The sequence below is a fragment of the Shewanella salipaludis genome (genome assembly GCF_012911865.1).
Taxonomy (GTDB): domain Bacteria; phylum Pseudomonadota; class Gammaproteobacteria; order Enterobacterales; family Shewanellaceae; genus Shewanella; species Shewanella salipaludis.
In genome coordinates this window covers 105472-129748 of sequence record NZ_JAAXYH010000005.1, presented here as the reverse complement: position 1 = coordinate 129748, position 24277 = coordinate 105472, and the positions used below count along the sequence as shown (strand labels likewise).

The 24277-nt window shown below is 48.8% G+C and carries 18 protein-coding genes; 4 read left to right on the top strand and 14 right to left on the bottom strand.

The window, feature by feature from the left end; translation table 11 throughout:
* Window positions 1-229: 229 nt before the first annotated feature.
* From HC757_RS09315 to galU, 11 genes are all read right to left on the bottom strand, one after another.
* Window positions 230-976 (bottom strand): WecB/TagA/CpsF family glycosyltransferase, encoded by a 747-nt coding sequence (locus HC757_RS09315; protein ID WP_169564075.1) that lies wholly within the window; start codon window positions 974-976, stop codon window positions 230-232.
* Window positions 963-2138, bottom strand: a complete 1176-nt coding sequence (locus HC757_RS09310) for a glycoside hydrolase family protein (RefSeq protein ID WP_244623385.1) — start codon at window positions 2136-2138, stop codon at window positions 963-965. The genes HC757_RS09315 and HC757_RS09310 overlap by 14 nt, the downstream gene beginning before the upstream one ends.
* 8 nt (window positions 2139-2146) lie before the next feature.
* Entirely contained in the window at window positions 2147-4180 is a 2034-nt protein-coding gene (locus HC757_RS09305) for a bi-domain-containing oxidoreductase (RefSeq protein ID WP_211164343.1), read from the bottom strand.
* Between the two features lie 137 nt (window positions 4181-4317).
* Complete coding sequence (locus HC757_RS09300) at window positions 4318-5439, bottom strand: glycosyltransferase family 4 protein (protein ID WP_169564072.1); 1122 nt, start codon at window positions 5437-5439, stop codon at window positions 4318-4320.
* Complete coding sequence (locus tag HC757_RS09295; protein WP_169564071.1) at window positions 5429-6523, bottom strand: glycosyltransferase family 4 protein; 1095 nt, start codon at window positions 6521-6523, stop codon at window positions 5429-5431. The genes HC757_RS09300 and HC757_RS09295 overlap by 11 nt, the downstream gene beginning before the upstream one ends.
* Window positions 6523-7701, bottom strand: a complete 1179-nt coding sequence (locus HC757_RS09290) for a glycosyltransferase family 4 protein (protein WP_169564070.1) — start codon at window positions 7699-7701, stop codon at window positions 6523-6525. Before HC757_RS09290 ends, HC757_RS09295 begins: the two co-directional genes overlap by 1 nt.
* Window positions 7702-7704: 3 nt before the next feature.
* A complete protein-coding gene (locus HC757_RS09285; protein ID WP_169564069.1) occupies window positions 7705-8994 on the bottom strand; it encodes an MATE family efflux transporter in 1290 nt (429 codons plus the stop codon).
* Window positions 8995-9013: 19 nt separating this feature from the next.
* Window positions 9014-10156, bottom strand: coding sequence for an O-antigen ligase family protein (locus tag HC757_RS09280; RefSeq protein WP_169564068.1), 1143 nt, complete (start codon window positions 10154-10156; stop codon window positions 9014-9016).
* On the bottom strand, window positions 10153-11394 hold the full coding sequence (gene vpsB / locus HC757_RS09275) for a UDP-N-acetyl-D-mannosamine dehydrogenase VpsB (RefSeq protein ID WP_169564067.1): 1242 nt from the start codon (window positions 11392-11394) through the stop codon (window positions 10153-10155). Before vpsB ends, HC757_RS09280 begins: the two co-directional genes overlap by 4 nt.
* 71 nt (window positions 11395-11465) lie before the next feature.
* Window positions 11466-12584 carry a non-hydrolyzing UDP-N-acetylglucosamine 2-epimerase gene (gene wecB / locus HC757_RS09270; RefSeq protein WP_169564066.1) on the bottom strand — a complete coding sequence of 373 codons (1119 nt, stop codon included), beginning with the start codon at window positions 12582-12584 and terminating at the stop codon, window positions 11466-11468.
* Between the two features lie 391 nt (window positions 12585-12975).
* A complete protein-coding gene (gene galU, locus HC757_RS09265; RefSeq protein ID WP_169564065.1) occupies window positions 12976-13920 on the bottom strand; it encodes a UTP--glucose-1-phosphate uridylyltransferase GalU in 945 nt (314 codons plus the stop codon).
* A 744-nt stretch (window positions 13921-14664) separates the two neighbouring features.
* On the opposite strand from galU, the gene HC757_RS09260 reads away from it, so the two are divergent.
* From HC757_RS09260 to zapE, 4 genes are all read left to right on the top strand, one after another.
* On the top strand, window positions 14665-15252 hold the full coding sequence (locus HC757_RS09260; RefSeq protein WP_244623383.1) for a transglutaminase-like cysteine peptidase: 588 nt from the start codon (window positions 14665-14667) through the stop codon (window positions 15250-15252).
* A 16-nt stretch (window positions 15253-15268) separates the two neighbouring features.
* Window positions 15269-16480 (top strand): LapD/MoxY N-terminal periplasmic domain-containing protein, encoded by a 1212-nt coding sequence (locus HC757_RS09255; RefSeq protein WP_169564063.1) that lies wholly within the window; start codon window positions 15269-15271, stop codon window positions 16478-16480.
* A 172-nt stretch (window positions 16481-16652) separates the two neighbouring features.
* Window positions 16653-17186, top strand: a complete 534-nt coding sequence (locus HC757_RS09250; RefSeq protein WP_169564062.1) for a hypothetical protein — start codon at window positions 16653-16655, stop codon at window positions 17184-17186.
* A 327-nt stretch (window positions 17187-17513) separates the two neighbouring features.
* Window positions 17514-18710 (top strand): cell division protein ZapE, encoded by a 1197-nt coding sequence (gene zapE, locus HC757_RS09245; RefSeq protein WP_211164342.1) that lies wholly within the window; start codon window positions 17514-17516, stop codon window positions 18708-18710.
* An 82-nt stretch (window positions 18711-18792) separates the two neighbouring features.
* Here the strand turns inward: zapE and HC757_RS09240 are convergent, their stop codons facing one another.
* From HC757_RS09240 to glnE, 3 genes are all read right to left on the bottom strand, one after another.
* Window positions 18793-20244 carry an amidohydrolase family protein gene (locus HC757_RS09240; protein ID WP_169564060.1) on the bottom strand — a complete coding sequence of 484 codons (1452 nt, stop codon included), beginning with the start codon at window positions 20242-20244 and terminating at the stop codon, window positions 18793-18795.
* A gap of 259 nt (window positions 20245-20503) precedes the next feature.
* Entirely contained in the window at window positions 20504-21133 is a 630-nt protein-coding gene (locus tag HC757_RS09235; RefSeq protein WP_169564059.1) for a hypothetical protein, read from the bottom strand.
* Window positions 21134-21284: 151 nt separating this feature from the next.
* Window positions 21285-24140, bottom strand: coding sequence for a bifunctional [glutamate--ammonia ligase]-adenylyl-L-tyrosine phosphorylase/[glutamate--ammonia-ligase] adenylyltransferase (glnE, locus tag HC757_RS09230; RefSeq protein ID WP_169564058.1), 2856 nt, complete (start codon window positions 24138-24140; stop codon window positions 21285-21287).
* Between the last annotated feature and the right edge of the window lie 137 nt (window positions 24141-24277).

The window sequence follows — 24277 nt, the reverse complement described above, 5'->3', positions numbered from 1 at the left end:
AAAGGGCCAACCTTAGAGTCCGCTCCAAATAACAGAATAAGGCTCGGCAATCTAATGGGTGCATCATACACAAGCTTCTACATTAGCAGTGACCATGGGCTAGCGTCTAAACTGCGCCGGGATACAGATGCTGAATAGGTCAGCCACATGAAGTATTTCTCAAAAGATAAACTGAAAATAAGCGGAGCAGATGAAGCTGTGACTCACGGCTTATTGCCAAAACGACATCTTATCGAGATGCACACTTTTCTTTCAGCAACAACCAAGCGAACTTGCTATTGGTGACCAGATAGCGTTTCCACATGCGGCCCGGCTCCTGCATCACCCGATAAAGCCATTCCAGGCCGGCGTTTTGCATCCACACAGGCGCACGTTTGACCTTGCCTGCCACCACATCGAAAGTGCCGCCGACGCCCATCACAAAATCGACCCCCAACTTATCGCGCCACTTGTTGATAAAGTTTTCCTTCTTCGGCGAAGTGATGGCCACGAACAACATTCTGGCGCCCGAGGCGCGGATCTTCTCCACTACAGCCCTCTCGTCCTTGCCTTCTTCATTGAAAAAGTAACCATGATGGAAACCGGCAAGCTGCACTCCAGGGTAAAGTGCCTTCACCCTGTCTGCCGTTTTCGAGACGACTTCCTCGGTGGCGCCCAGCAAAAACACAGGAAAGCCCCGCTGCGCGCCCATGGCCAACAAGTTATGAAACAGATCGACACCGGCGACGCGCTCGGGCACATGATGACCCAGAAACCTCGCGCCCCATACCACCCCCATGCCATCGATATTGACTATGTCACAGGAGGATACGGATTCGGCCAACTGGGGATCCGTCTGCATATGCACCAACTTGGCGACATTGACAACCACATGCTGGGTAAACTTGCCTTGGCTCACCGCATCGGCAATATGGGCCACTGTTTCAGCCATGGTGGCGTTATGCATCCGGGTATCGAGAAAATTAATGGTTTGCATCTGCATCCTGAGTCACACGATTAAAATAAGCGAAAGAGTAGTAGACCCAGGCCTGGGTCCAGCGCATGTAATTGATCTTATTGCTGAAAAATTTATGCTTCTGATAGCTAAAGCGTCCCTTGGCGGGCTGGTACATCTGGCGGATACTGCAATCCAGCACCCGACGGGCAAGGGCAAGATCCTCCTTTGCTCCACCCACCCTCAGCAGGGTAATCATTGCCTGGGCAACCGAATGCATATCCAGCGGGTAGCGGTTGTTCTGATAGTACCTTGCCGTGCCATCCTCATCGAACAACTCAGCCTTGTAATAGGCCAACCCAAGTTGAATAGCCTCGTCAAACTCATCAGTCCCCAGCGCCTGTTGTAACGAATGCAGCGCCTCCAGGTTATAACCTGTATGAAAACCATCGATAAACTGATGATGATGACGCGCCCCATACACCCAAGAGCCATTGACTTCCTGCAAGGCCACAGATTGTCGGGCCACAGTCAGCGCCATTTGGGCATATTCATGGTTGCCAGTCTCGGCCGCCACCCGGGCGACCCAAGCCGCTCCCCACAGGCTGGCGTTATGCACGAAGGCGGTCTCACCCGGAATGTAAGCAAAGAACTTTCGCCCTTCGTGTTCGGTATACAAAGTCTTGACGATAAAGTGGGCCGCATCGAAGGCCAAGTCCCGATAACGCTTCTCTTGGGTCGCCTGAAACAAGGCAAACAGCGCCTGTGCCACATAGATAGTAGTGATCACATTGGGCTTACCCTTGGGCACGAAAAACGCCCTGGCATTCCAGTCGAAATGGTAACCCCAGCAGGCATGCTGCCATACGCTGACATCGCTTTGCTGACTCTGGAGCCAATCCGCCAACTCCCTTGCCTGCACAAGATACCCTTCGTCTTGGGTACGATGATAATCCTCCAGCATGCCCAAGATAAACAGCGCTATGCCCTTGGGATTGCGTCCCTTGGGCACAGCCAACAAGGGCCGTAAATTCAATACCGAGCGTTTATTGAGCTGTATCCAGGCCAGACCAAACAGGCCCTGCTTTAACCTGGGGAACAACCTGAATAAACCACTGTTGAGGCCATCGAAGGGATCATAGCCCGCAAAGTTATTTTTGCCGGCATTGCCCAATAGATGCCGATTTAAGCTAATCAAATCCATAGAACTCATCAGTCCCGGTTAAGAATACGTAAATCGATCATAAGCGGCGCGCCTATGGTCATAGACTCTACTGCCATAATGGTGGCGAGGCTGCTTGCCATCAGGCATTCGTAACTCACGCAAGGTTGACCCGCAACGAGCCCATCGAGCCACAAACTCAACATGGCTTTCTGGCCCTTGTCCTGGGTCGAGCCCTTCTTGACATAGACCTTGGCGTCGCCTTCGAACAGAGTAACGTCTTTAAAGTCATTGATGATTGCCGACCTACCGCCACCGAATACTTCAACATACTCTTTTTGCATGGCTTTTGAGCCATCAGCCGAATAACAAATATTGGCGATACTGCCATCGTCAAAGGTCATGCTAATGATCACATTGTCGTTGAGCATGGCGGATTTATTTGCCTTTGCCGTGCCAATGCAATATACCGATTTGGCATTTTGGCCGACAATCGCAGCCGCTAAATCGATGAAATGGCACCCCTCCCCTATGATACGACCGCCTCCGATTGCAGGATCCTGGATCCAATGATCCGCGGGAATACTACCGGCGTTGACACGAATGTTGACGACTAAGGGACTATTCACACCCTCGAAATGCTTTTTCACTTCCTGGGTAGCTGGGGCAAAACGACGGTTAAAGCCCACCATAACCTGACACTCTTCTTGCTTCTGATGTGCCTGATGGATGGCCTGTAACTCTTCGACCGACAAGGCGATGGGTTTTTCTACGTACACATGCTTGCCACCATTCAAAGCCGAGATAACTGAAGTCGCGTGAGTATCGTGGCGGGTGTTAACCAAGATCACGTCTGTGTCATCGGTGAGCAATTCGCTAAACTGACCGGCGCAGAATTGAAAACCAAACTGAGTTGCCACGCCTTGGGCCGTGCGACCACTGGCAGTAACCAGACCTCTGAAGTCTGCCTTACCCGAATCACGTAGCGGAGGTAAAAGACTCGCAGTAGCATAGTTACCGGCGCCAAAGAAAGATAACCCCAACTTGTCTTTATTCATCGGCTTGGAAGCCGTGCCTATCCGGCCTGACAGAGTTTGGGTTGGTTTCGCCGAATAATTCATCACAATGCCAAGGTAGGGTTCGCTCTTGGCGCCTTCGATTAACGCATAGGCATCGGCGGCATTCTCAACCTTGAACCTGTGGGTGATCAGGGACTGTAAGTCCAGCTTGCCCTGGGACACCAATTCGAGGAAGGTTTGCATATTGCGCTGCTCGGTAAAACGAACATAAGCCAGCGGGTAATCGAGACCACTCTCTTCATAGCTAGGATCATAACGACCCGGGCCATAGGAGCGTGAGATCACGACACTGATCTCCTTCTTAAAGTAATCTTCCCTGGGGATATCCATACGCACGGCGCCAACCACCACCACTCGACCTTTATTGCGAGTAACAGCGCCACAGAGCTCGATAGGTTGGTTACTCGAGGTGCCTGCACAAACCAGTACACCATCGACACCATAACCGGCTGTCATCCCCTTGCACACGGACTCGACATCGCTGCCCGGCAGGATACCGACAGCGCCAAAGGTTTCAGCCTTTTTCACCAGCTCAGGATCAAGATCGGTTGCCAGCACATGACAACCGTTGGCCCGCAGCAGTTGTACCGCAATCTGGCCGAGTAGCCCAAGGCCTAACACCAAAAAGGTTTCGCCCAGTTTAGGTTCAGACAGACGCACACCCTGCAGGGCAATGGAGCCAACGGTGGTAAAGGCCGCCTCTTCATCGGTGACATTATCCGGTACCTTTACCACCAGGTTTTTGGGAATAGCCACGAACTCGGCATGGTTGGCATAGTCGGCGCCACCACAAGCTACGCGATCGCCCGGTTGCAAACCTTCCACCAAACCACCGACGGCAACGACCTGACCCGCACAGCTGTAACCAAGGGGAGAGGGTGAATTAAGCCGAGAGTTGACGGTTTGAAAAGTTTTAACCAAGCCCTCGGTGCGTACCTTTTGAATGACTTGCTTGACCAAGTCGGGTCTTGCCTGGGCTTTTTGCAACAGGTTTTTCTTACCCATATCTATCTTGGTTTTCTCTGTGCCGGCACTGATAACCGAAGCCGAATTGCACACCAACACGAAGGAGTCTGTTAATGCGGGCACAGGGACATCATTGACTTCGACTATTCCAGTCTTAAGGGTTTGTGTTACTTGTTTCATGAAAAGATTTGCTCTTGTTTTTTTTGTGTAATTGTATTCAAAATTTTACAAAGATTGCTTTCGAAAACAGATATTTCATAATCCGATAAAAATTTTTCACGAGCAGCACTCTTATGCTCTAATAATAAATCTTTATCATCTATATAATTGCGAATTATTTCACATAAAACATCGATATTTTCAACATTAAATAATTTGCCATTTTTATCATCATCAATGATGTTCGGTATTGCCCCTTCATACGTAGACACCACTGCTAACGAATGACACATACCTTCCAATATAGACAAAGGAAAACATTCATTTTTATAACTGGTAGGCAACACAAATACATCGGAATTATTAAGAAATTCAACCTTGTCGTCACCATAAGCAGGGCCAACGAGTTCAATTGACTCGGGGAACTTTTCGGCTATAGATAATTTCAACTTTTCTTTATAATCATCATCTCTGAAACTACCGACTAGCAACACTTTAAAACATCCACGGTATTTATCATCCAATTTATTTATAGCCTCTAAAAAAACATGTGCTCCTTTGGATGGAATGAAATTAGATAAATATAGGAATGTAGGTAGGCGCGAGACATTAGCATGAACATCATAGTGATCTGGTACACCATTAGCCAAAGTATATATATCACAATCCGTATCACGTACATCACGAATATCCGAATGTAAACATTCAGATAAGTGTATAACATCAGCTCCTTTAAAAACCAAACGGTAGATAATCTTCTTTATAAATGTTCGACTTTCACTTTCAATACCTTTACCATGCAAATGGTATACAAACTTTGCTCCCATTAATTTTAGAACAGAAATTGATAACGCATCTTTGTAAAAAGCTAATCCATGAGGACTTATTGCAACATACACTAATTTTGGTTTAAATTTAAAATAAGCCTTTGATGCTTCACATACGATCTTAAAGCTTTTAAAAACTTTTTCAAATGAGAACTTACCAAGACCTGAAGCTGTATTTTCAGGAGATATATCTATAAACTCACAATTAAATTGCTCATTTATCAAGCTGCTACTCTTGATAAATAAATTCATCATTGAAGCGCCATGAACCGGTGGTGGTAACTGCATTAAAAATAAAACTTTAGTTTTCATCGATACCTCTTACATATCTACTTGCATCGATAATTCCTAAAGCTGCATTATAATATGTGTATGGTGTTACAGATCTAATAGCATTAGCCGACAGGTTCTCCCACAATTCTGCATTTTCAAGTAATCTGTTGGCATTGTCGGCCCAAGTTTGTGCATTAGCTTCAAGAATATAACCATTATGCCCATCAAGGACCAATTCATCGGCAGCACCAACCACAGGGCATGTAAACACAGGCGTACCTGCTGCACATGCTTCATTAGCAACGACACCCCAGGCATCTCTGGTTGATGGGAAGAAAAAAATCTTCGCTGTCGCATAATGTTGAGGTAATAAGTTTTGCTCTACAAAGCCAGGGTAATCATAACTAACCTGCATCTGCTCTAACCTTTTAATGATTTGAGATTGGAGCGGCCCTGAACCCAGCAATTTAATTTTAATATTTGCATGTGTCTTTTGCAGCAAACTTATTACATCAAGTGAGAAATCAAACATCTTACCTTTAATCATCTGCCCACATAAAATAATATCAAAGTCTCGGTCTCGGTATGCTTCACTAACGCCAGAGTACATTACATTATTTGCACACAAATGACTTTGAAATAGCTGTTCCTTTCTTGCGCCGTAACGTCTAAATAATTTTAATGTTTTCTGGCTAGCGCCAATAAAAGCATGACTTTTTCCATAAAAAAATTTACGCACAAGTTTATGTATAACATTCAGATTTTTTTCTGATTCCATATTGGCATCAGAAAAAGAAATGACTTTTCTATTCTTAAAAATAGCCCATACATAAGCTATTATCATTGGCAAAGAAAAGCCACCAATAATCACCACCTCAGGGTTAACAGTATTTAAAACACGGCGTATATCAGAAGCTAAATAAATTGTACGTCCCCTGAAATTTATCACCTTGCAAGTAAGAAAGGTCTTCGTGTAGTTACCAAACTCAAACTTCCACTTTCTGTTTTTTTCAATACTAGAACAATAAATGACATGATAGTTACCGTCTAATTTTTCACTTGTAATTTCGTGAACTTGTTCACGGTATGGTGCAGGTATATTTGTAATAAATACTGTTGCCATTAATATGACCCTGCTATCATTTTGTAAACATCTAGCACGGCTTTTGGATATACCAATTGATTCTCTAAACTAAAAAATTCTTCTAGGCCATCATTGAATAATGAAAAATCAAAATTCGTTTTTATTCCCATGATACAGGCTTTTAATGAATCAGCATTTTTTACTGTTGCAACCAACCCCAAATTATATCTCTTTACATCCTCAGCATTACCACAATTTTCAGTGACAACTACGGGAATTCTCACACTTAGCGCCTCTACTACAGCCAATGAATAGTTGTCAGCCAGCGAGGGCAAACAAAATAGATCGTAGCCCCTTAAAATATCGAGAATTTCTGAATGCCGCTTTGGCCCTAAATGTTTCACATTTTTATTTTCACTGATCATTTTTGAAAATATTTTTTCTTGCCCATTACGAATAGGGCCAACTAAATCAAGTTTTACATCAATATTCTTCACCGCCTCGATAAGATAATGCACTCCTTTCTCAACACATATCTGGCCAACAAATACAATATTAAAGACCTCACATTTTTTAGAGACAAAAAAATCGCTATTTTTATCTAAAGGATAGCCTGCTGGACCATATTTGCAAACATAATAGTTTTTATTAGGATATTTTAACTCATAAGTTTTTTTTGTGAATTCAGATGCAACAATAAAGTTGTCTTCAAATTCAAAGCAGGCATTTTGATCTATTAAAGTGTTAATTTTTTTCTCTGTCTTAATAGCAAACTTTTTATACTCATCATCATAAATCGAATTTACAAAACTTGGCTCCGCCTCGTAATACTCAGCCACAGTTCTCATGTTTTTATTTCCCTTCAACTGTTTAACCATACCAGCGCAATAAAAGGGCCAATAATGTAAGACATCTGCCTTTGCTAATTCTGCCTTTGGGGCAAAGGCTCTGAACATTCTAATTTCATTTTCTCGCGTATTGACACCAATTTTCCTAAGGAATATATTAGAGATACGTGTAATAAAAGTAAAAAACATTAAAACTATCGCTTGTTCAGGAGCCGTTTTAAATTTTGGGAATAAATTATTAGCAACAGAGCCTTTTCTTAAGGCATAAAATGTATAGAGTTTAATTACATCATCTTCAGATTTAATTTTTAATAGCTGCTCAAATAATTTTAAAGAATGATCTGGCCTAGCCAATATATTAATATGCATTACTCATAACCTTATTGCATTGATAACAAAATTCAGCATGTTTTCTGAAAATTCAAAATAATAAAACTCACCAAGTAACACTGATAAAATAATCGGACAACAAATCATCACTGTAATCAGTATTTTCTCGCGAAAGCTGCTATATATTGACAACATAACAACTAAAAAAACTTTAAACGTGCATAATAAGACAAGCGATTGCTGAGTTATATCTTGCCAATAGTTATATGAAAAAAATACAACAAGATAACAAGAAAATGCTATAGCAATCATTTTGAAACCTTTTGATTCATTGCCATATTTTATCGATATATAAAAGGTGTAATTAATAAACACCTGAAATACTATCAAATAGTAATAATTACTATAGCTTTGTAAGTTAAGCATGTAATCTTTACCAAAGAGCATCAATACTATGATTGGAGATATCAGTATTAACCCACATGATAATACCGATGAAAATACAACGATTTTTTTTAGTTCACTCTCACTCACTTTATCAAGGTTTGTGTTTAAATAAAACAGTAAGAATGGGAGTAAAATTAATGTTATTCTGTGGCCAACAGCTAACTCTTGATATGTATTATTATCAAAATACATTAACAGGGGCAACTCTACAGTAACTAAAATCAATACAATTAATTTAAATAAAAAAATAGGAGTCTGATTCTGAATCTCAAATAAATATAGTCTAAGTTTAATGCGATATTTTGCAAGCGAAATGATATTACTAAATGAGAACATTTTTTTTAAATGACAGAAATAAATAACCAGCCCCATTAAAAATGCGGTATGCAACAATTGAATAAGGAAAATGTTTTCAACCATTATGAAATCAAAATAATACATACAAAAAACAGTTAACAAAAGAAATACTTGGCCAACGAATCTAGAAAATATTACATAACTAGCATTATTGCTTCCATATAATAAATAATCAAAATTTACACATGAAAGAGATATCACAATGAATAGTGGAGTTAAATTTAATTGCGTGTTAATTTTGTTTGCAATATAAAAAATAATTGCTGAAACCAATGAAATAAAAAAAACCAGTTTAACTCTCAAGCGAAAAATTTCAGAATAAATATATTTACTTCCAAGCCTGGTAGTTTCTGCAAGATTTTTAGGTTGATATGAAAAATATGAAAATTCCACAAAATATCCAAATATAACTAAGATAGCAGTGAACTCGCCAAAGAGTTCAACGCCTAAAATTCTGGAATACAAACTTAAAATAACAAACCCACTTAACTTATTAAAAACCTCCATTATAGAAAATAAAAACATCATGTTTTAAATATCTCCTAAATTAAAATTTTATTTTTATATTTTTCTTTTCTGGAATATAACCTTCATTATTTTTTAAGTATCCAATCGAAAAAAATGTAAGAGCTAAATACGTAGAAAATGAATAAAATGTATTGTCAGTCATTGAGCAGATCATAACACTTAACACTAACCCTATAATTGTCAACTTATTTATGTTAGATTCAACCCCAAACACAACGCGCTTCATTAAATAAAAAACCATTATGAAACCTAAAATTCCATTTTCAAAGATAACTCTTATATATTCATTATGCATAGCTCCTGAACCGGTTTTTTCACCATTAAACTCTCGAAATGTAAAAAAAATCTCTTTCGTTGAGTTAACACCATTTCCTAAAATCTGTTTAGTAAAATCACTATTAAAGAAATATTCAGAAGCCCAATTCCAATGAACTAATCTCCCATCAAAAGTCCCCATATTCGTATCACCATACGAATCGAAAAATCTTAGTTTAATTAATAATTCCGTAAGGTTAAATAAAACCAACGGAATCGACATCAATGTCAATAAACTTAGTTGCCTCCTCAAGGTTTTATCATTGAAATAAAATATAAACAAAATTATAATAGAAGCGAGCATTGCAATTCTATTACCAGTAAGTAACATCAAGAATAATGATAGATATCCATATTTAAAATGCTTGAATGAGATAAAAACTACTGAAAAAAATAAAAACATAAATGATGAGGCCGGAGGACCACCAACCATTGTTCTTAATCGATAACTACCACTTTCTAGAGAAAAATATTCAAAGCCAGGAAATAAAAGAATGACAGTACCTAACGTATAAAATAAAAATATCTTTTTCATTAAAGAAATAAAATCAAAATCATCACTATAAAAACCAATAAAATATGCTAGCGATATGTATAAGTAGTAAGCTGAGAAATAAGAGGCGTGATAAACCTCATCCATCACAAAATAACTATATATGGTATATGAAAAAATAACTAACGTAATCGAAATCCAATCTTTGTCTGTTATGACTTTTTTATACTTCGTTGGCAAAGCAACTACAAAAAGAACCATTAAAACAGCTAACCGGCTCCACATTGGAACTGAATATAAATATTCTAAATTAAGAAGAGACAGCAAAGTAAAAAATATAAATATATTCTTCATATCACCCCACGTGTATCGATTACAACCTTAGTCGCGAATTGCTTGCTGTCGGCGGCCTTGAATTCTTTGTGATCCACCAGCACCACCACTATATTGGCCCGCTCCAGCGCGGCATCCATATTCAGCAACTCGATTCCCTTGTCGGCAAGCGTCTGCGGCAAGGATAACACATTGGGCTCAACGGCGAGGATCTCACCGATATTGGCCATGACCAATTGCTCGACGATTTGCAAGGCAGGGCTCTCACGCAGGTCATCGATATCGGCCTTGAAGGCAAGGCCAAGGCAGGCGATAACCGGTTTCTTGAATTGATCTGCGGCATGGGCTATCTGCTCGATAACATAATGAGGCTTGTAGTCGTTGACTTCACGGGCCTGACGGATCAGTTTTGCCTCATCCGGGCAGGAATTGACGATAAACCAGGGATCCACCGCGATGCAGTGGCCGCCGACACCCGGGCCGGGATTGAGTATGCTGACCCTGGGGTGGCGATTGGCCAGCTTGATAAGCTCCCAGACGTTGATCTTCAGCTTGTCACATATCATAGACAATTCGTTGGCGAAGGCGATGTTGACGTCACGGAAGGAGTTCTCTGTGAGTTTCGCCATCTCGGCGGTGCGGGCGTTGGTGATGATACATTCACCACGCACAAAGGTTTTATAGAGTTCTACGGCTCTGGCGCTACAGGCCTTGGTCATGCCGCCTATGACGCGATCGTTGCTGACCAGCTCCTGCAGCACATAGCCGGGCAATACCCGTTCCGGGCAGTGAGCTATTTTGATATCGGCATTATCGCCTTTATGCTGGGGAAAGCTAAGATCCGGGCGAGCCTCGGCGAGCCAGGCCGCCATCTGCTCTGTCGCGCCCACGGGCGAGGTACTCTCCAGGATCACCAGGTTTCCCTTCTCCAACACAGGGGCTATCGCCTTGGCGGCCGCCTCTATATAGCTGAGATCCGGCGCATGTTCGTCGCCCTTGAAGGGAGTAGGTACGGCTACCATGAAGGCATCGGCCGCTTCCGGCTTGGTCACTGCCCTGAGCTTGCCCGTCATCACGGCGCTGCGTACTACTATGTCCAGATCCGGCTCGACTATATGGATTTCGCCGCAGTTGATGGTGGCTACTGCAGCCTCGTTCACGTCTACGCCTATCACATCGATCCCGCGAGAAGCTAGCACCGCCGCCGTAGGTAAGCCGATATAACCCAGGCCGATCACTGATACTTTGTTAAATGCCATTTCAATCCCTAAAGAGCAATTCATTGCTTTATCAAATAATTATTTATTTTCACGCCGGTACGGCCTGAATATTAACGTGCCAATATATCGGCAATACGCGAGCAGGCCAGCCCGTCACCATAAGGGTTGTGAGCCTGACTCATTGCTCTGTAAGCTGATTCATCTGTCAGCAGCTCGCTCAATGCCTTGGTCATTAACTGGACATCTGTGCCTACCAGTTTCACGGTACCTGCGTCGACGGCTTCGGGTCGCTCTGTGGTGTCGCGCATCACCAACACAGGTTTGCCCAACGACGGCGCCTCTTCCTGTATACCGCCCGAATCAGTCAATATGATGTGGGCCCTGTCCATCAAATACACGAATGGCAGGTATGACTGAGGTTCAATCAGATGAATGTTGCTGACCCCCTTAAGCAACCTGTTTATGGGCTCTTTAACATTCGGATTCAGATGGACCGGATAGAGGATTTCACACTCAGGATGTTTGGCCGCCGTTTGCAGTAAGCCTTCGCAGATACGTTCGAAGCCAGCACCGAAACTTTCACGCCTGTGACCTGTAACCAAGATGAGTTTTTTTGCCGGATCCAATTGCGTGAATTGACTCGCCAGCGTCTGTTGTAGATCTTTGTCGTTGGCTATCTTATTGCGGACCAGCAACAAGGCGTCGATCACTGTATTGCCGGTGATATGAATAGACTCGTCGGCATAGTTCTCCGCCAGCAGGTTCTGTTTCGAGGTTTCTGTGGGCGCAAAATGATATTGAGTCAAACAAGCTGTTAATTTGCGATTGGCTTCTTCGGGCCAGGGAGAGTAAATATTACCTGTGCGCAAACCTGCTTCTACGTGTCCAACTGGAATTTGTTTGTAATAGGCAGCCAACGATGCCGCGAAGGTTGTAGCTGTGTCACCATGCACCAAGACAACATCAGGCTGAAACTCCTCCAGTACAGCTGTCATCCCCGCCAGAATTTTCGATGTCACTTCTGGCAGCGTCTGGCCCGGCTGCATGATATCGAGATCGTACTCAGGCACTATTTCAAAGAGTTCCAGCACTTGATCCAGCATTTCTCTGTGTTGGCCCGTCACACAGGTACGCGCCTCGAAGCGGGAATCATCCTTGAGAAAGTGGACCAAAGGTGCCATCTTGATGGCTTCTGGTCGGGTACCAAATACAATTAACAGCTTCTTCATCTCTTTCACTTCCTATTCCTTTAGCTGTTTACTTCTCAGTCTGATGCATCTAATCCAGTCTGTTATTCGAGAAGCTTTGTTATCGATAAAATTCAGGCACGCTACCGCCCCTGAATTACAGCTTCCAGTGTGCCTATGGTGCTATCCAACTATTTAATTAAAAAGATTTTTTATATCAATTCGAGCCATTTCAGACTCGCGCTAAACTTTGCTCTTACAATTTTGTTCTAACGGCTTTGTGTTACCGTTTTTACAGTGCTTTTAGCGTTTCGTATTCTTCACGGCAGCAACTCGGCTTCCGTCACGGCACCTATAGCTGTTAATCAGCGGCATCTCGCCGGCACTCTATGTGACAAACAGCCTGTTATTCCCTGGCGTCGCCCTTGGTTTACTAGGCAACGACAGTGAGTTCGGCTTCTGCCTTATCATCCTGCAACAATTGCAGCATATGCTGCTTCAGGGCCTTGCCCAGATGTTCGCTGCGCAGACCATATTCCATATTGGCCATCATATAGCCGAGCTTGCTGCCGCAATCGTGGGACTTACCTATTACGCGGTAGGCTTCCATGGGTTCGAGCAGCCGCAGCTGATGCAGGGCATCGGTAAGCTGGATTTCGTCGCCGGCACCGGGCGGAGTGTATTCCAGTAAGTCCCAAATGGCGGCCGACAGTACGTAACGGCCGGTGATAGCCAAGTTGCTTGGGGCCTCATCCAATTCAGGTTTTTCGATCATATCTTCAATAGCTGCGCTGGCACCCTGAACAAGCTGGTGACCGGCGAGATCTACTACCCCGTACTGGTTGACGCTTTCATGGGGCACGGGTTCGACCATGATCTGGTTAGCCCCAGTGTCGTCGAAGCGCTGCATCATGGCGGCCAGGTTTTCCTTTTTCAGATTGCTCTGGTATTGATCTATGATCACATCGGGCAAGATCACCGCAAATGGATTGTCGCCCACCACTGGCCTGGCACATAGCACCGCATTGCCCAAGCCCAGGGCCACGGGTTGGCGCACCGAGATCACTGTGACATGCTTTGGGACTATCGAGCGCACATCTTCGAGCAACTGGCGCTTGACCCGTTTTTCCAGGGTGGCTTCCAATTCATAACTGGTGTCGAAATGATTTTCTATGCTGTTCTTGGAGGAATGAGTTACCAGCACTATTTCGGTGATCCCCGCCGCGACGGCTTCCTGCACCACATATTGAATGAGTGGCTTATCGACCAGAGGTAACATTTCTTTGGGAATGGCTTTGGTGGCAGGCAACATACGAGTGCCCAGGCCCGCGACCGGAATAACGGCCTTACGCACCTTATGATGGATTTTTTTTGGCATTGTTAGCATCTATTTGACTATGAATTACAAAAAGGGATGCTTCATAATAGCTACTACTTCCCTTTTCCGCTGATTCCATTCCTTTGGAAGCGCTATAATGCCGATTTTAGCCGTTTAGGTCAATTAGCTGCTGTTCAAAAAACTACCACCACACACCAAGGTCGAGACGATTTATTGTCACCAGTCGTTTGATCACGACTTAACACAAACAAACAAGAAGATAACAATCAACAGCTTACATTGCATTCTTTGCTTATACCCATGTCATGAAACGCCCGTGGAATAAATATCTCATACGTCAAAAAAGTGGCGATACAGTGGTTGGTATCCCACCCCATATAGGACTGGAATTATCCTATCCCTCCCTTTAAACAGCCTGGTTGTTTTTACTGCAGACATGGAATTCAAAGCACTGAATTAACCATTACTGCCCGCTTTGACGCTATTTCAGGGCTATCTCATCCCATATTTAAGCTTGTTTACCTATGAAGGGATGTAAAGTCAGGGCTGAGCCCTTGAGGATCAAATAGCGTGCTTCTTGCCAAGCTAATTCGGCACAACCTTTACCTAAGGCCATTGCTATACTCTTTATTCGCTTCTATCTATATTTGGTATGGGCCATTGAAATGACACTCTGCGCCGAATGTTGCATCGAACATCATGCATTTCATCCTTAATCGACTCAAGCCACTCCTGAGTCGGCAGCGGCGATCACTGCGGCTAGCGGGACTGATCATTTGCTGCTTGTCGCTGCAGAGTCTGGGGATTGACTTTCGGCTGCCGCTACTGGCCTCCTATGGCAAGACAGTGGTTGCACGTTTCGAAGCCTGGCAGAACTTGATAGAAGAACATCGGGGCAGTTCCGATTGGCAGCGGCTGCAGGCCGCGAACCAATTTGCCAACTCACGGGTGGCATATATGAGCGATCTACGGCACTGGCACGTGGAGGACTATTGGGCTACCCCGATAGAAACCTTGACCAGCGCCAAGGGCGACTGTGAAGATTATGCTATTTTCAAATATATGACCCTGCTGGCCATGGGGATGGATGAGAGTAAACTCAGGTTAATGTACGTGCGGGCCTTAACGGTAGACAGCCCGCACATAGTGTTAATTTACTTTAGCGATCCCAAGACGATGCCTCTGGTATTGGATAATTTAAAGGACAGTATTTTACCCGCAGGTGAACGCCCGGATCTCAAGCCCATCTATTCGTTCAACGGTACTGGCCTATGGCTGGCGCGCGCTCAGGGGCTAGGTAAGAAAGTGGCCGCCAGCCCAGGGGTAAAAAACTGGCAGCTGTTGCAACAACGCATAGAGCAGGGTGAATAACAATGGAGTGCACCAAGTGAAAAAATGGCATGGTTTACCACTGACGACTCAGTTGTACAGCTTGGTTGTCTGCTTGGCGTTACTGACCTTTTCGGCATCGCTCTACAACAATATCACCAGCATGCAGGGCTACCTTGAGGCTCAACTCGCCTCCCATGCCCAGGGGGCGGCTCACAGCCTTGGCTTGTCTATTTCACCCTATCTGGATGAAGATAACTTAGTGACAGCCGAAACCATGGTCGACGCCATTTTCAACTCGGGTTATTACCAACAGATAAGCTTCGTGGATCCCGATAATAAACTGCTTTTCAGTCGTCAGCATACGGGCAACAGTCTCCAGGTACCCGACTGGTTTAGCCGCTGGTTTCCGCTCAACCCGCCTGTGATGGTCAGTGAAGTCAATGCCGGCTGGAGGCCTGCCGGTAGCCTGCGGGTACAATCCCATCCGGGTATGGCCTATGACACCCTGTGGCAACAGAGCATAAAAGTGGCTGCCATTAGCCTCATCCAGCTGTTGTTTTCATTATTGGTCGCTTACCTGATCCTCAAGTCTGTCATTGGTTCCCTGAAAAAACTGGAGCAGCAGACTCAGAGTGTGCCCCATAAGCAATTTGAATTGGATGAGGCCGCCTTCTCCACCAGCGAAATCCGCGCTCTGGCACAGGCATTGAATCGCATGCTAACCAAGCTGCGGCAGTCTTTCGAGGATCAGTCCTTGCAAACCGACAAGCTTTCTATGGAGGTGTATCTGGATAGTCTGACCGGCTTACCCAATAGACGCGCCCTGCTGCAACAGTTTGCCAATATGCAACTGGAAGGCGATAACTCAGGAAAGGCCTTATATCTGGGCTTGGTGTCTTTACCTTCCCTGACGGAAATCAACAGCAGCAAAGGTTATGGCAGCGGCGATGCATACATCACCAAGGCCGCCATGACACTGCAGGCACAGATGCTCGATATAGGTTATCTGCGTATCTATCGGGTATCCGGCTCTGAGTTTGCCATTCTGACCCGGCTTAGCGCCTCCGTCGCCAAGATACTCGACAACAAGTTATCTATCGTTTTCAATGCCGCGCGCGGTACCGGCTACCCCAATGGCTTTGCACAACATGTCATGCTCAAGGTAAACCCCAACGAAAGTTTCTCCGCATGTATAAAACGCCTGGATACCCTGATAGCGCCGGACAGCGGCTTTAGTATTCATCATGGTCTCAGGTCGGTGAAATGAGCCAACAGTGATGCTTTGGGAATCGGCGCTACCTGCCGTTCCCCCAGCGCATCTGCTTGTTTTATAGTGGGCTAACGCCATGAACCATAAAAATTAAGCTGCAATTGAAATCAATCTGGTTTAAAATCTTTTATCGCTAATTTTTTATACTACAGATAAATGAGGGACCATTATGCGCCATACAAAAATCGCAGTGCTGCTCGCATCTGCACTTTTAGCCGGTGGTGTTTCCGCCGCTGAAAGTTTGACTGCTGACAGTTTTCAACAGGGATATGTAGCTGCAGCCGAACAGGGTCAATCCTTGGCCGACTATGTCAAGTCGGTTATTGAAGCCAACCCTGAACAAGCTGAACAAGCTCTGGCTTTAGCCATTCAAACGGCCAAAGACAGCCCTGAAATTCTGAGTGCCGTACTCAGTGCCGCAGCAGAAGCTAACGTCAGTTCAGATACCATTCTTGCCGTTGCCGTTGCCAATGGTGTTGAGCCTTCAGCCGTAGAAGCCGCTGTCCCTGCGACTGCCGCTGCGGCGGGTAACACCGGCGATGAAACTGCAAGTGACAGCAACGATGCAAGCGACAGCAACGATGCAGCTAACACTCAAACAGCCTTGAATGCCGGCACTGTCCAGACATCGGCTCCAGCCCCTGCGACCCCAGGTTTCGGTGGCGGCAGTGGCGGTGGCGGTGGTTCAATATCAGGCAACTGATTGCCGTTGTTGATACGCACCACTGATACCTGAAGGGCCTTAATGGCCCTTTTTGCTGCCTGATGCTAACAGCCGGTACCGCGGTATTTCTGCCAGTCCCCGTCTCCATACAAGTGTGAGCTGCGGGGCGCTTCCATCCCCGTCGGCATCCGAGACTAACGGCAATGACCCTCGATAAAGGTGAGAAACAGATCCAGTTTTACCTAGGTCGTCCTCGGTTGCCGGAGCCAAGGCAGCTGCGTTTATCTCATGGGCAGCGACTGCTATACTGGCCGCCGCATGCATAAGCAACACAGCCCTACAGCAGACAGAGCAGAAGCCCAAGCCATGACCCTATCACCCCAGGATTTGTATCGCGCCAAGCTAACCCGGCAGTTCATCGACGATCCCGCCCAACACCAGGCGGTGCAGGCATTGGATGCGCTGTATCACAGGCTGCTCGACACGCCCAAGGCCAAACTTAAGCCCGAGCCCAAGGGGCTATACCTCTGGGGCGATGTCGGTCGCGGCAAGACCATGCTGATGGACCTGTTTTTCGACAGCCTGCCCTTGCAGCATAAACTCAGGCTGCATTTCCATCGCTTCATGGCCCGCATTCATAGGGAGCTGAGCGAGATAGCCGGCAGCCGGGATCCCCTCAAACGAGTGGCCAAAGGCATAGCGGCCGAATGCCGGGTATTGTGCTTCGATGAGTTTTTTGTCTCTGACATTGGCGACGCCATGATCCTCGGCAAGCTGTTCGAGGCCTTATTCGAGCAAGGGGTCATTCTGGTCGCCACCTCCAACATTCCCGTCGCCAAGCTGTACCACAACGGCCTGGCGCGGGATCGCTTCCTGCCCTGTATCGAGCTGCTGCAGCGCCATACCCTGGAGCTACACCTGGACGGCGAGCAAGATCACCGACTGCACGCCATGACAGAGCGACCGGCAGGCAACTGCGTCCTGCACAACTACTTCTTACCCCATGAGAAAGACTTCGGCCAGCTGCTGACCGAGCTGACGCCTGCGGCCATTAGCGCCGAGGCTGTCACCCTATGCCGGCGCCCCATTCCCGTCATCGCCGCCACTACCGATGTTGCATGGTTCGATTTCAATGACCTGTGTGACGGGCCGCGCTCACAACTGGACTATATCGAACTGGCCGAACGCTTCCACACCCTGTTGCTCAGCGGCGTACCTCGTCTGGGCGGAGAAATTAAGGGCTGGATCCGCGCCCGGGGCACAGAGGACGGCACAGGCAGTAACCAGGCGGCGACCACGGGCGAGCGCCAACTGGCCTACGCTCAGGGGGACGACCCGGCCAGACGCTTCATCAGCCTGGTGGATGAACTCTATGATCAAGGGGTAAATCTCTACATCAGCGCCGCAGTGCCGCTAACCGAGCTCTATCAGGGCGGTGCCCTGAGTTTCGAATTCCGCCGCACCCATAGCCGCCTGATCGAGATGGGCCACAGACTGGGCGACAATGAGCCCGGGCATGCAGCCAAGGCACCGAGGACAGGCTCGGCCGAGCCCAGAGTCTAGGCGAGCAAACTGAGCACCAGGGCAGAGCAGGATCCGGCACGCCGCTCGGCCCCTGCTCCTGCTTGTGTCATAGACATAGACGTCAGCGCGCCGCCGCATCCAGCTGGCGCCTGGTCTCGGCGGCGCTGGCCAGCAGGGCATCGAGCCTGGCTCTATCCAAGACTCGCCCCTGATAGATCAGGCTGTCTATGTCCTGAGTGGCATGAATATCGATTAAGGGATTACTGTTGAGGATCAAGATATCGGCCATCTTCCCCTCGGCCAGGCTGCCATAGTCCTGCCATTGCCCCATGAACTTGGCGCCATTGACCGTCGCCGCCTGCAATGCCTCCAAGGGGCTTAAACCCGCCTGCTGGAACAAGACCAACTCCTGATGCAACGCCTGCGCCGGGTACACATAGGTATTGAGCGCCGCCGAATCACTGCCCGCCAGCAGAGTGACGCCCGCGGCCTTAAGCTTAGGCAACTGGCTGGCCAGCAAACGGTATTGCGACTTACGCTTAGCCTTGTCGGCCTCGCTCTCGCCCGCCATGCGATCCACACGCCACTGGTACTTGCTGACAAAACCGCGGGTCAGGTAGGCCAGGAAGTCATCCTGGCTGTGATCCGTCTCGGCCAGATAGGCCAATTGCCTGCCGCCGATAAGCGTCGGCGTCACGGCCACGCCCTTGGCCGCCAGCATGCGATAGCCCCGCTCCGCCTGGAGCTGGTCGAATCCCTGGGCGTATTGCTCGGCCGCGGCCTTGGTGCTCAGGCTACCGGCACGCACCGCCCCGGCTATCTTGGCCTCGTCCTTGTTGCCCAGACGCAACACATAGGAGGCATGCTCTATGCTGGAGAGACCGGCATCGGCCATGGCTTCGATACTCAGTCCATAGGGCACATGGGTCGACACCAGGTAACCCCGGCGTTTCGCCTCCTTTATGGTATCGAGGAAGAGATCCGCGTCCATAGTGTTCTCGGTGATCTTGATGAAATCCACCTTCATGGCATCGAGCCTGTCCATGCCGGCCAACATGGCTTGGCGATCGCCGACTTCGAGATCGCCGCTCCAGATTGACTCCAGCCCCTCGAACTTCTGCCCGGCGGTGAAGATCTTCGGCCCCAGGCGTTGCCCGGCGGCAATCTCTGCCCGCCATTGCAGCACTTCGGGAGCCAGATCGCTGGCCGCCTCACGCACCCCTGTGATGCCATAGGCCAGGTACAGGGGCAGGAGGAGTGCGTTGTCCGGGATCAGCTCCCTGCCCTCGAAATGCACATGCATGTCCCACAGAGCGGGAATGATAAATTTGCCGTGCAGATCTTCGATCCTGGCGGCCTGCAGACTGGCAGCCTTATCCTGCGCCAAGATGGCGACGATACGGTTCTTGTCTATCAGCACTGACTTGTCTTGACGGATCTCGCCCGATTCGACGTCGACGAGACTGACATTTTTCAGCAACAGATCGTGCTGCACCTCGGCGGCGACCGGCAAACTGAGGCCGACTGCGGCGCCAAGCAGGAGTGGCCTGAGATTGGAGAAGGGATTATTCATTTTTATCTTGGTTTTAGGTAAGTGAATGGCCACAGCCTAGCACGGCCCCTGGCTGGATTGGCGGGAAAAGTGTTAACAGAATTGTCGTCGGTTTGAGCTGCCTGCGCAGAGGCGCAGCGATAAACCACAGGGTCGCAAGGTTACCGCCTGCGTCCTGCGGCTTCATTCGGATCGCTCCTGAGACGGAAGAGTCACAGGCAACGGGGGAGAAGAGGCCGTGATTTCGGCCTCTTGCGGCGAAACTATTACATCGGCACAGCTATTGTGTCTGCTGCTTGAGCCATTTAGCAACGTCACTGCCCAAGGTGTTGACTGTGTGTGCCAACACGGAACATGAGCCCTTGAAGCCGCCAAAGAAACCGCCGCCGGAATTACGGGTTTTCTCCGTATGAGCCACCTCTTTGCCGTCGACTAGATATCTGGCCGACACTGTGGCCGATTTTCTGTGGCCTATGAAGGCATTACCTGCACTGTAGACATTGTCTATGCTCAGCTGCACTACCTTGCCGGACTCGGGTAACGTGGCCGCGCTGCTGATCTTGAGGTTGTTGGAATGGGCGTACTTAATGACCGAGGCCGAAAACTGCTTGCCTATGTCGCTGCATTCTTCGACCACATTGTCGGCAATATGGTTCTCGTTGGCAAAAGGCACATCGAAGAGTATCACTATGTCGCCGGCATGGGCCGCAGCAGCCTTAGCCTTGACAGGCTCAGTCGGCATTTGTGGTTGAGACTGCTTAGTTGCGCCGGCTGTTGCCGTTGCAACGACTGCCTTGTCGCTGGCTTCCTGGTTAGTTTCCTGGCGGGTTGGGGCACTGCTTTGAGAGCCGCCGGTCAAGCCACAGCCTGTGGCCAATAATCCGAGTAAAATACAGAGTGCAGGTTTCATCATCTTCCTTAAGGTATTGTTCCAATAAAACCCAATTGTTTCATAATCAAATCAGTTAAGTACAGTTGATTTTACCTATACCTAACCATTTAAAGATTTACCCGGCATGGCCAAGCCGCGCCAGGGAAACCGGCCTCGCCCAGCCCTTCGCCTAATCTCCCAGGACCGCCCGATAGATGTTTTGCACATCCAGGGTCTGGGCGGCAAATTTGTCTGTCGCCACCAGACCGGGCAACTGCTGCAATGTCAGCCTATGGTTCTCATCCCGTAACAGGCAATAGGCCTGGGTCAGATGTTGGGCGCTCATGATGGGCAACAGCTCCAGCTCGGCCAGCACCCCAAAGATGCGCACATTGTCGGACCAGATGGTCAGCTCAGGGTAGTCACTGGCGTTGGCCAGCACCAGATACTGGGCGATGAACTCGATATCCGCGATCCCGCCCGGGCTCTGCTTGAGATCGAATTGGTCGTCGCTCACCTTCAACAGGTGACTGCGCATCTTCTGCCGCATCTCCCGCACCGCCTTGGCCAACTCGGCCTTATCCCTCGGCTTTTCCAGCACCTGGGCGCGGATGGCGCTGAATCTGGCCGCCAGGGCATTGTCGCCGAAGACGAAACGCGCCCGCACCAGGGCCTGGTGTTCCCAGGTCCAGGCCTCATCTCTCTGGTATTCGCCGAAACGCTCGATTTCGCTGACCAACAGCCCTGAGGCCCCCGAGGGCCGCAGGCGCATGTCGACCTCGTACAACTCACCCGAGGTGGTACGGGTGGAGAACAAGTGCAGGATCCGCTGCGCCAACTTGAGGTAGAAGTGGTTCACCTCGATGGGCCGCTCTCCATTGGTCAGGTCCGTGCTGGTATTGTCGTGCAGGAAGACCAGATCCAGATCCGAGCCATAACCCAGCTCTATGCCCCCCAGCTTGCCATAACCCACCACCGCAAAGCCCAGGCCGCCGTTTTCCCTTTGTGGCGGCAACCCATGACGGGCCGAAATCTGCTGCCAGGCCTGCACTACCACTTGCTCTATGATGGCCTCGGCCAGGAAGGTCAAATGATCGCTGACCTCCATCACGGGCAACACCCCGGTGACATCGGCGGCGGCGATCTTCAGCTGCTGTGACAGCTTGAACTGCCGCAGCGCCTCCATCTGTTGTTCCATGTCCTCTTCCGGCACCCGCAACAGGTACTGCCGCAGCTCGCTGCCATAGTCATCCAGCGAAGTGGTGTCGTACAACTGTGCCGGATCTATGAGTTCATCGAGCAGCATGGGGAACTTGGCCAGCTGCGCCGCTATCCAGGGGCTGGCGCAGCACAGGCTCACCAGTTGCTGGCGCGCCCCCGGGTTTTCACACAGGAGTTCGAGGTAGGTGGTGCGGGTCAGTATCTGATCCAATACCCTGGCAACCGGCTCGAACGCCGCCGAGGGGCTCTGTTGCCCCAGGAGTTCCTGCAACAACCTGGGCATCAGCTTGTCCAGGGTCTCCCGCCCCCTTGGGCCTATGGCACGTTTGGCCATGCTGTCGCGCCAATTGCTGAGCAGCGGCCAGAGACCGTCGTCCTGCAGCTGTTGCTCGCTCAGCAGGGCCCGGGCATCCTCGGCCTCCTGGCTATTCCACAGCTGCGCCGTCCAATGTTCGGCCTTGTCCTCGCCTTCGTCGCCGCCGACCGTGGCCTTGAAATGGCGATGGATCTTCAGCATGGCTGCGGCTATCTGCTGCCTGAGTTCGGTTTCGTCTGCCAGACCCATGCCGTAACACAGGCGTTGCCAATCCAGGCTGTTGTCCGGCAGGGTCTGGGTCTGTTTATCGCCTATGGCCTGCAGCAGGTTCTCGACCCGGCGCAGCAACAGGTAGCTCTGCTTGAGCTCATCTACGGCCAGGTATTCCAGCTGTCCCAGATGGTAGAGCACGTCTATGGCGCCGAACAGGCTCTGCTGGCGCAATGCCGGCTCACGGCCACCGCGGATGAGCTGAAAACTCTGCACCACGAACTCCACCTCGCGAATGCCGCCGGCCCCCAGCTTGATGTTGTCCGTCAGCTGACGGCGGCGCACTTCCTGGGCGATAAGCTGTTTCATCCGCCTGAGGGACTCTATCGCCGAGAAGTCTATGTATCTGCGGTAGATGAAGGGCCGCAGGAGATCGTGCAGCTCGTCCGAATAGCCGGTCCAGGGACCGAGGGCGCGGGCCTTGACCATGGCATAACGCTCCCAGTCACGGCCCTGTTCCTGGTAATAGTCCTCCAGACCACTGAAGCTGACCACCAGGGGGCCGCTCTCGCCGTAGGGCCGCAGCCGCATGTCGACCCTGAATACGAAGCCGTCGACTGTGACTTGATCCAGCAGATTGACCAGGCGCTGACCCATGCGGATAAAGAATTGCTGATTGGGCTGGCTCCTGCGTCCCCCCTGGGTGTCGCCATGTTCGGGGAAGGTGAAGATGAGATCTATGTCCGAGGAGAAGTTAAGCTCCCGGCCACCCAGTTTGCCCATGCCCAGGATCAGCAACGGCTGCGGCCTGCCTTCGGCGTCCATCGGCGTGCCGTATTGCCTGCACATGTCCAGATAAAGCCAATCGCGGGCGGCAATGACCAGGGCTTCGGCCAGTGCCGACAAGTCCAGCAGGCTATGTTCCAGCTCGGCGTACCCCATGAAGTCCCGCCAGGCCAGGCGTACCATCTGGTAGTTGCGGTAGCGCCTGAGCGTCGCCTTGGCCTCATCTTCGCTGCCTATGCCGGCGAAACGATTTGCCAGCTCGGTGCTGAAACTCTGCCGCTCCAGCCGCTCAAGCTCGCCGCCGAACAGGGTCTCAAGCCAGTCGGGATGGCGACATAACTGAGTGGCAATATAATCACTCAACCCCAGGACAGTCTTGAGTTCGTCCGCCTGGGCCGGCTCCAGCGCCGCCATGCCCTGCGGCCAGGACTCGAGCAGGCGCTGCCAATGCCCTGTGGCCACCTGCGCCAGCGGGGACGGCAGGTCGTTTTGAGTCTTGTCTTGCGGCGCCATAGTAATCCCTAACAAATTTAGCTATCGACATATTATGTCGTGAATGGTATAGATCTGTACCTTACATAAGTACTCTGTACTTTTGCCGGCTGCGCCTTGTTCACAAGACGCGGGCCAATGCGATTGCGAGACCGCGA

Excerpts from the sequence above, each read along its gene's own strand:
- HC757_RS09300 (WP_169564072.1), bottom strand. The coding sequence starts at position 5,439 with ATGAAAACTAAAGTTTTATTTTTAATGCAGTTACCACCACCGGTTCAT.
- HC757_RS09235 (WP_169564059.1), bottom strand. The coding sequence starts at position 21,133 with ATGAAACCTGCACTCTGTATTTTACTCGGATTATTGGCCACAGGCTGT.
- HC757_RS09285 (WP_169564069.1), bottom strand. The coding sequence starts at position 8,994 with ATGATGTTTTTATTTTCTATAATGGAGGTTTTTAATAAGTTAAGTGGG.
- zapE (WP_211164342.1), top strand. The coding sequence starts at position 17,514 with ATGACCCTATCACCCCAGGATTTGTATCGCGCCAAGCTAACCCGGCAG.
- HC757_RS09295 (WP_169564071.1), bottom strand. The coding sequence starts at position 6,523 with ATGGCAACAGTATTTATTACAAATATACCTGCACCATACCGTGAACAA.
- HC757_RS09280 (WP_169564068.1), bottom strand. The coding sequence starts at position 10,156 with ATGAAGAATATATTTATATTTTTTACTTTGCTGTCTCTTCTTAATTTA.
- wecB (WP_169564066.1), bottom strand. The coding sequence starts at position 12,584 with ATGAAGAAGCTGTTAATTGTATTTGGTACCCGACCAGAAGCCATCAAG.
- HC757_RS09290 (WP_169564070.1), bottom strand. The coding sequence starts at position 7,701 with ATGCATATTAATATATTGGCTAGGCCAGATCATTCTTTAAAATTATTT.
- HC757_RS09310 (WP_244623385.1), bottom strand. The coding sequence starts at position 2,138 with ATGGATTTGATTAGCTTAAATCGGCATCTATTGGGCAATGCCGGCAAA.
- glnE (WP_169564058.1), bottom strand. The coding sequence starts at position 24,140 with ATGGCGCCGCAAGACAAGACTCAAAACGACCTGCCGTCCCCGCTGGCG.
- HC757_RS09240 (WP_169564060.1), bottom strand. The coding sequence starts at position 20,244 with ATGAATAATCCCTTCTCCAATCTCAGGCCACTCCTGCTTGGCGCCGCA.
- HC757_RS09250 (WP_169564062.1), top strand. The coding sequence starts at position 16,653 with ATGCGCCATACAAAAATCGCAGTGCTGCTCGCATCTGCACTTTTAGCC.
- HC757_RS09305 (WP_211164343.1), bottom strand. The coding sequence starts at position 4,180 with ATGGGTAAGAAAAACCTGTTGCAAAAAGCCCAGGCAAGACCCGACTTG.
- vpsB (WP_169564067.1), bottom strand. The coding sequence starts at position 11,394 with ATGGCATTTAACAAAGTATCAGTGATCGGCCTGGGTTATATCGGCTTA.
- galU (WP_169564065.1), bottom strand. The coding sequence starts at position 13,920 with ATGCCAAAAAAAATCCATCATAAGGTGCGTAAGGCCGTTATTCCGGTC.
- HC757_RS09315 (WP_169564075.1), bottom strand. The coding sequence starts at position 976 with ATGCAAACCATTAATTTTCTCGATACCCGGATGCATAACGCCACCATG.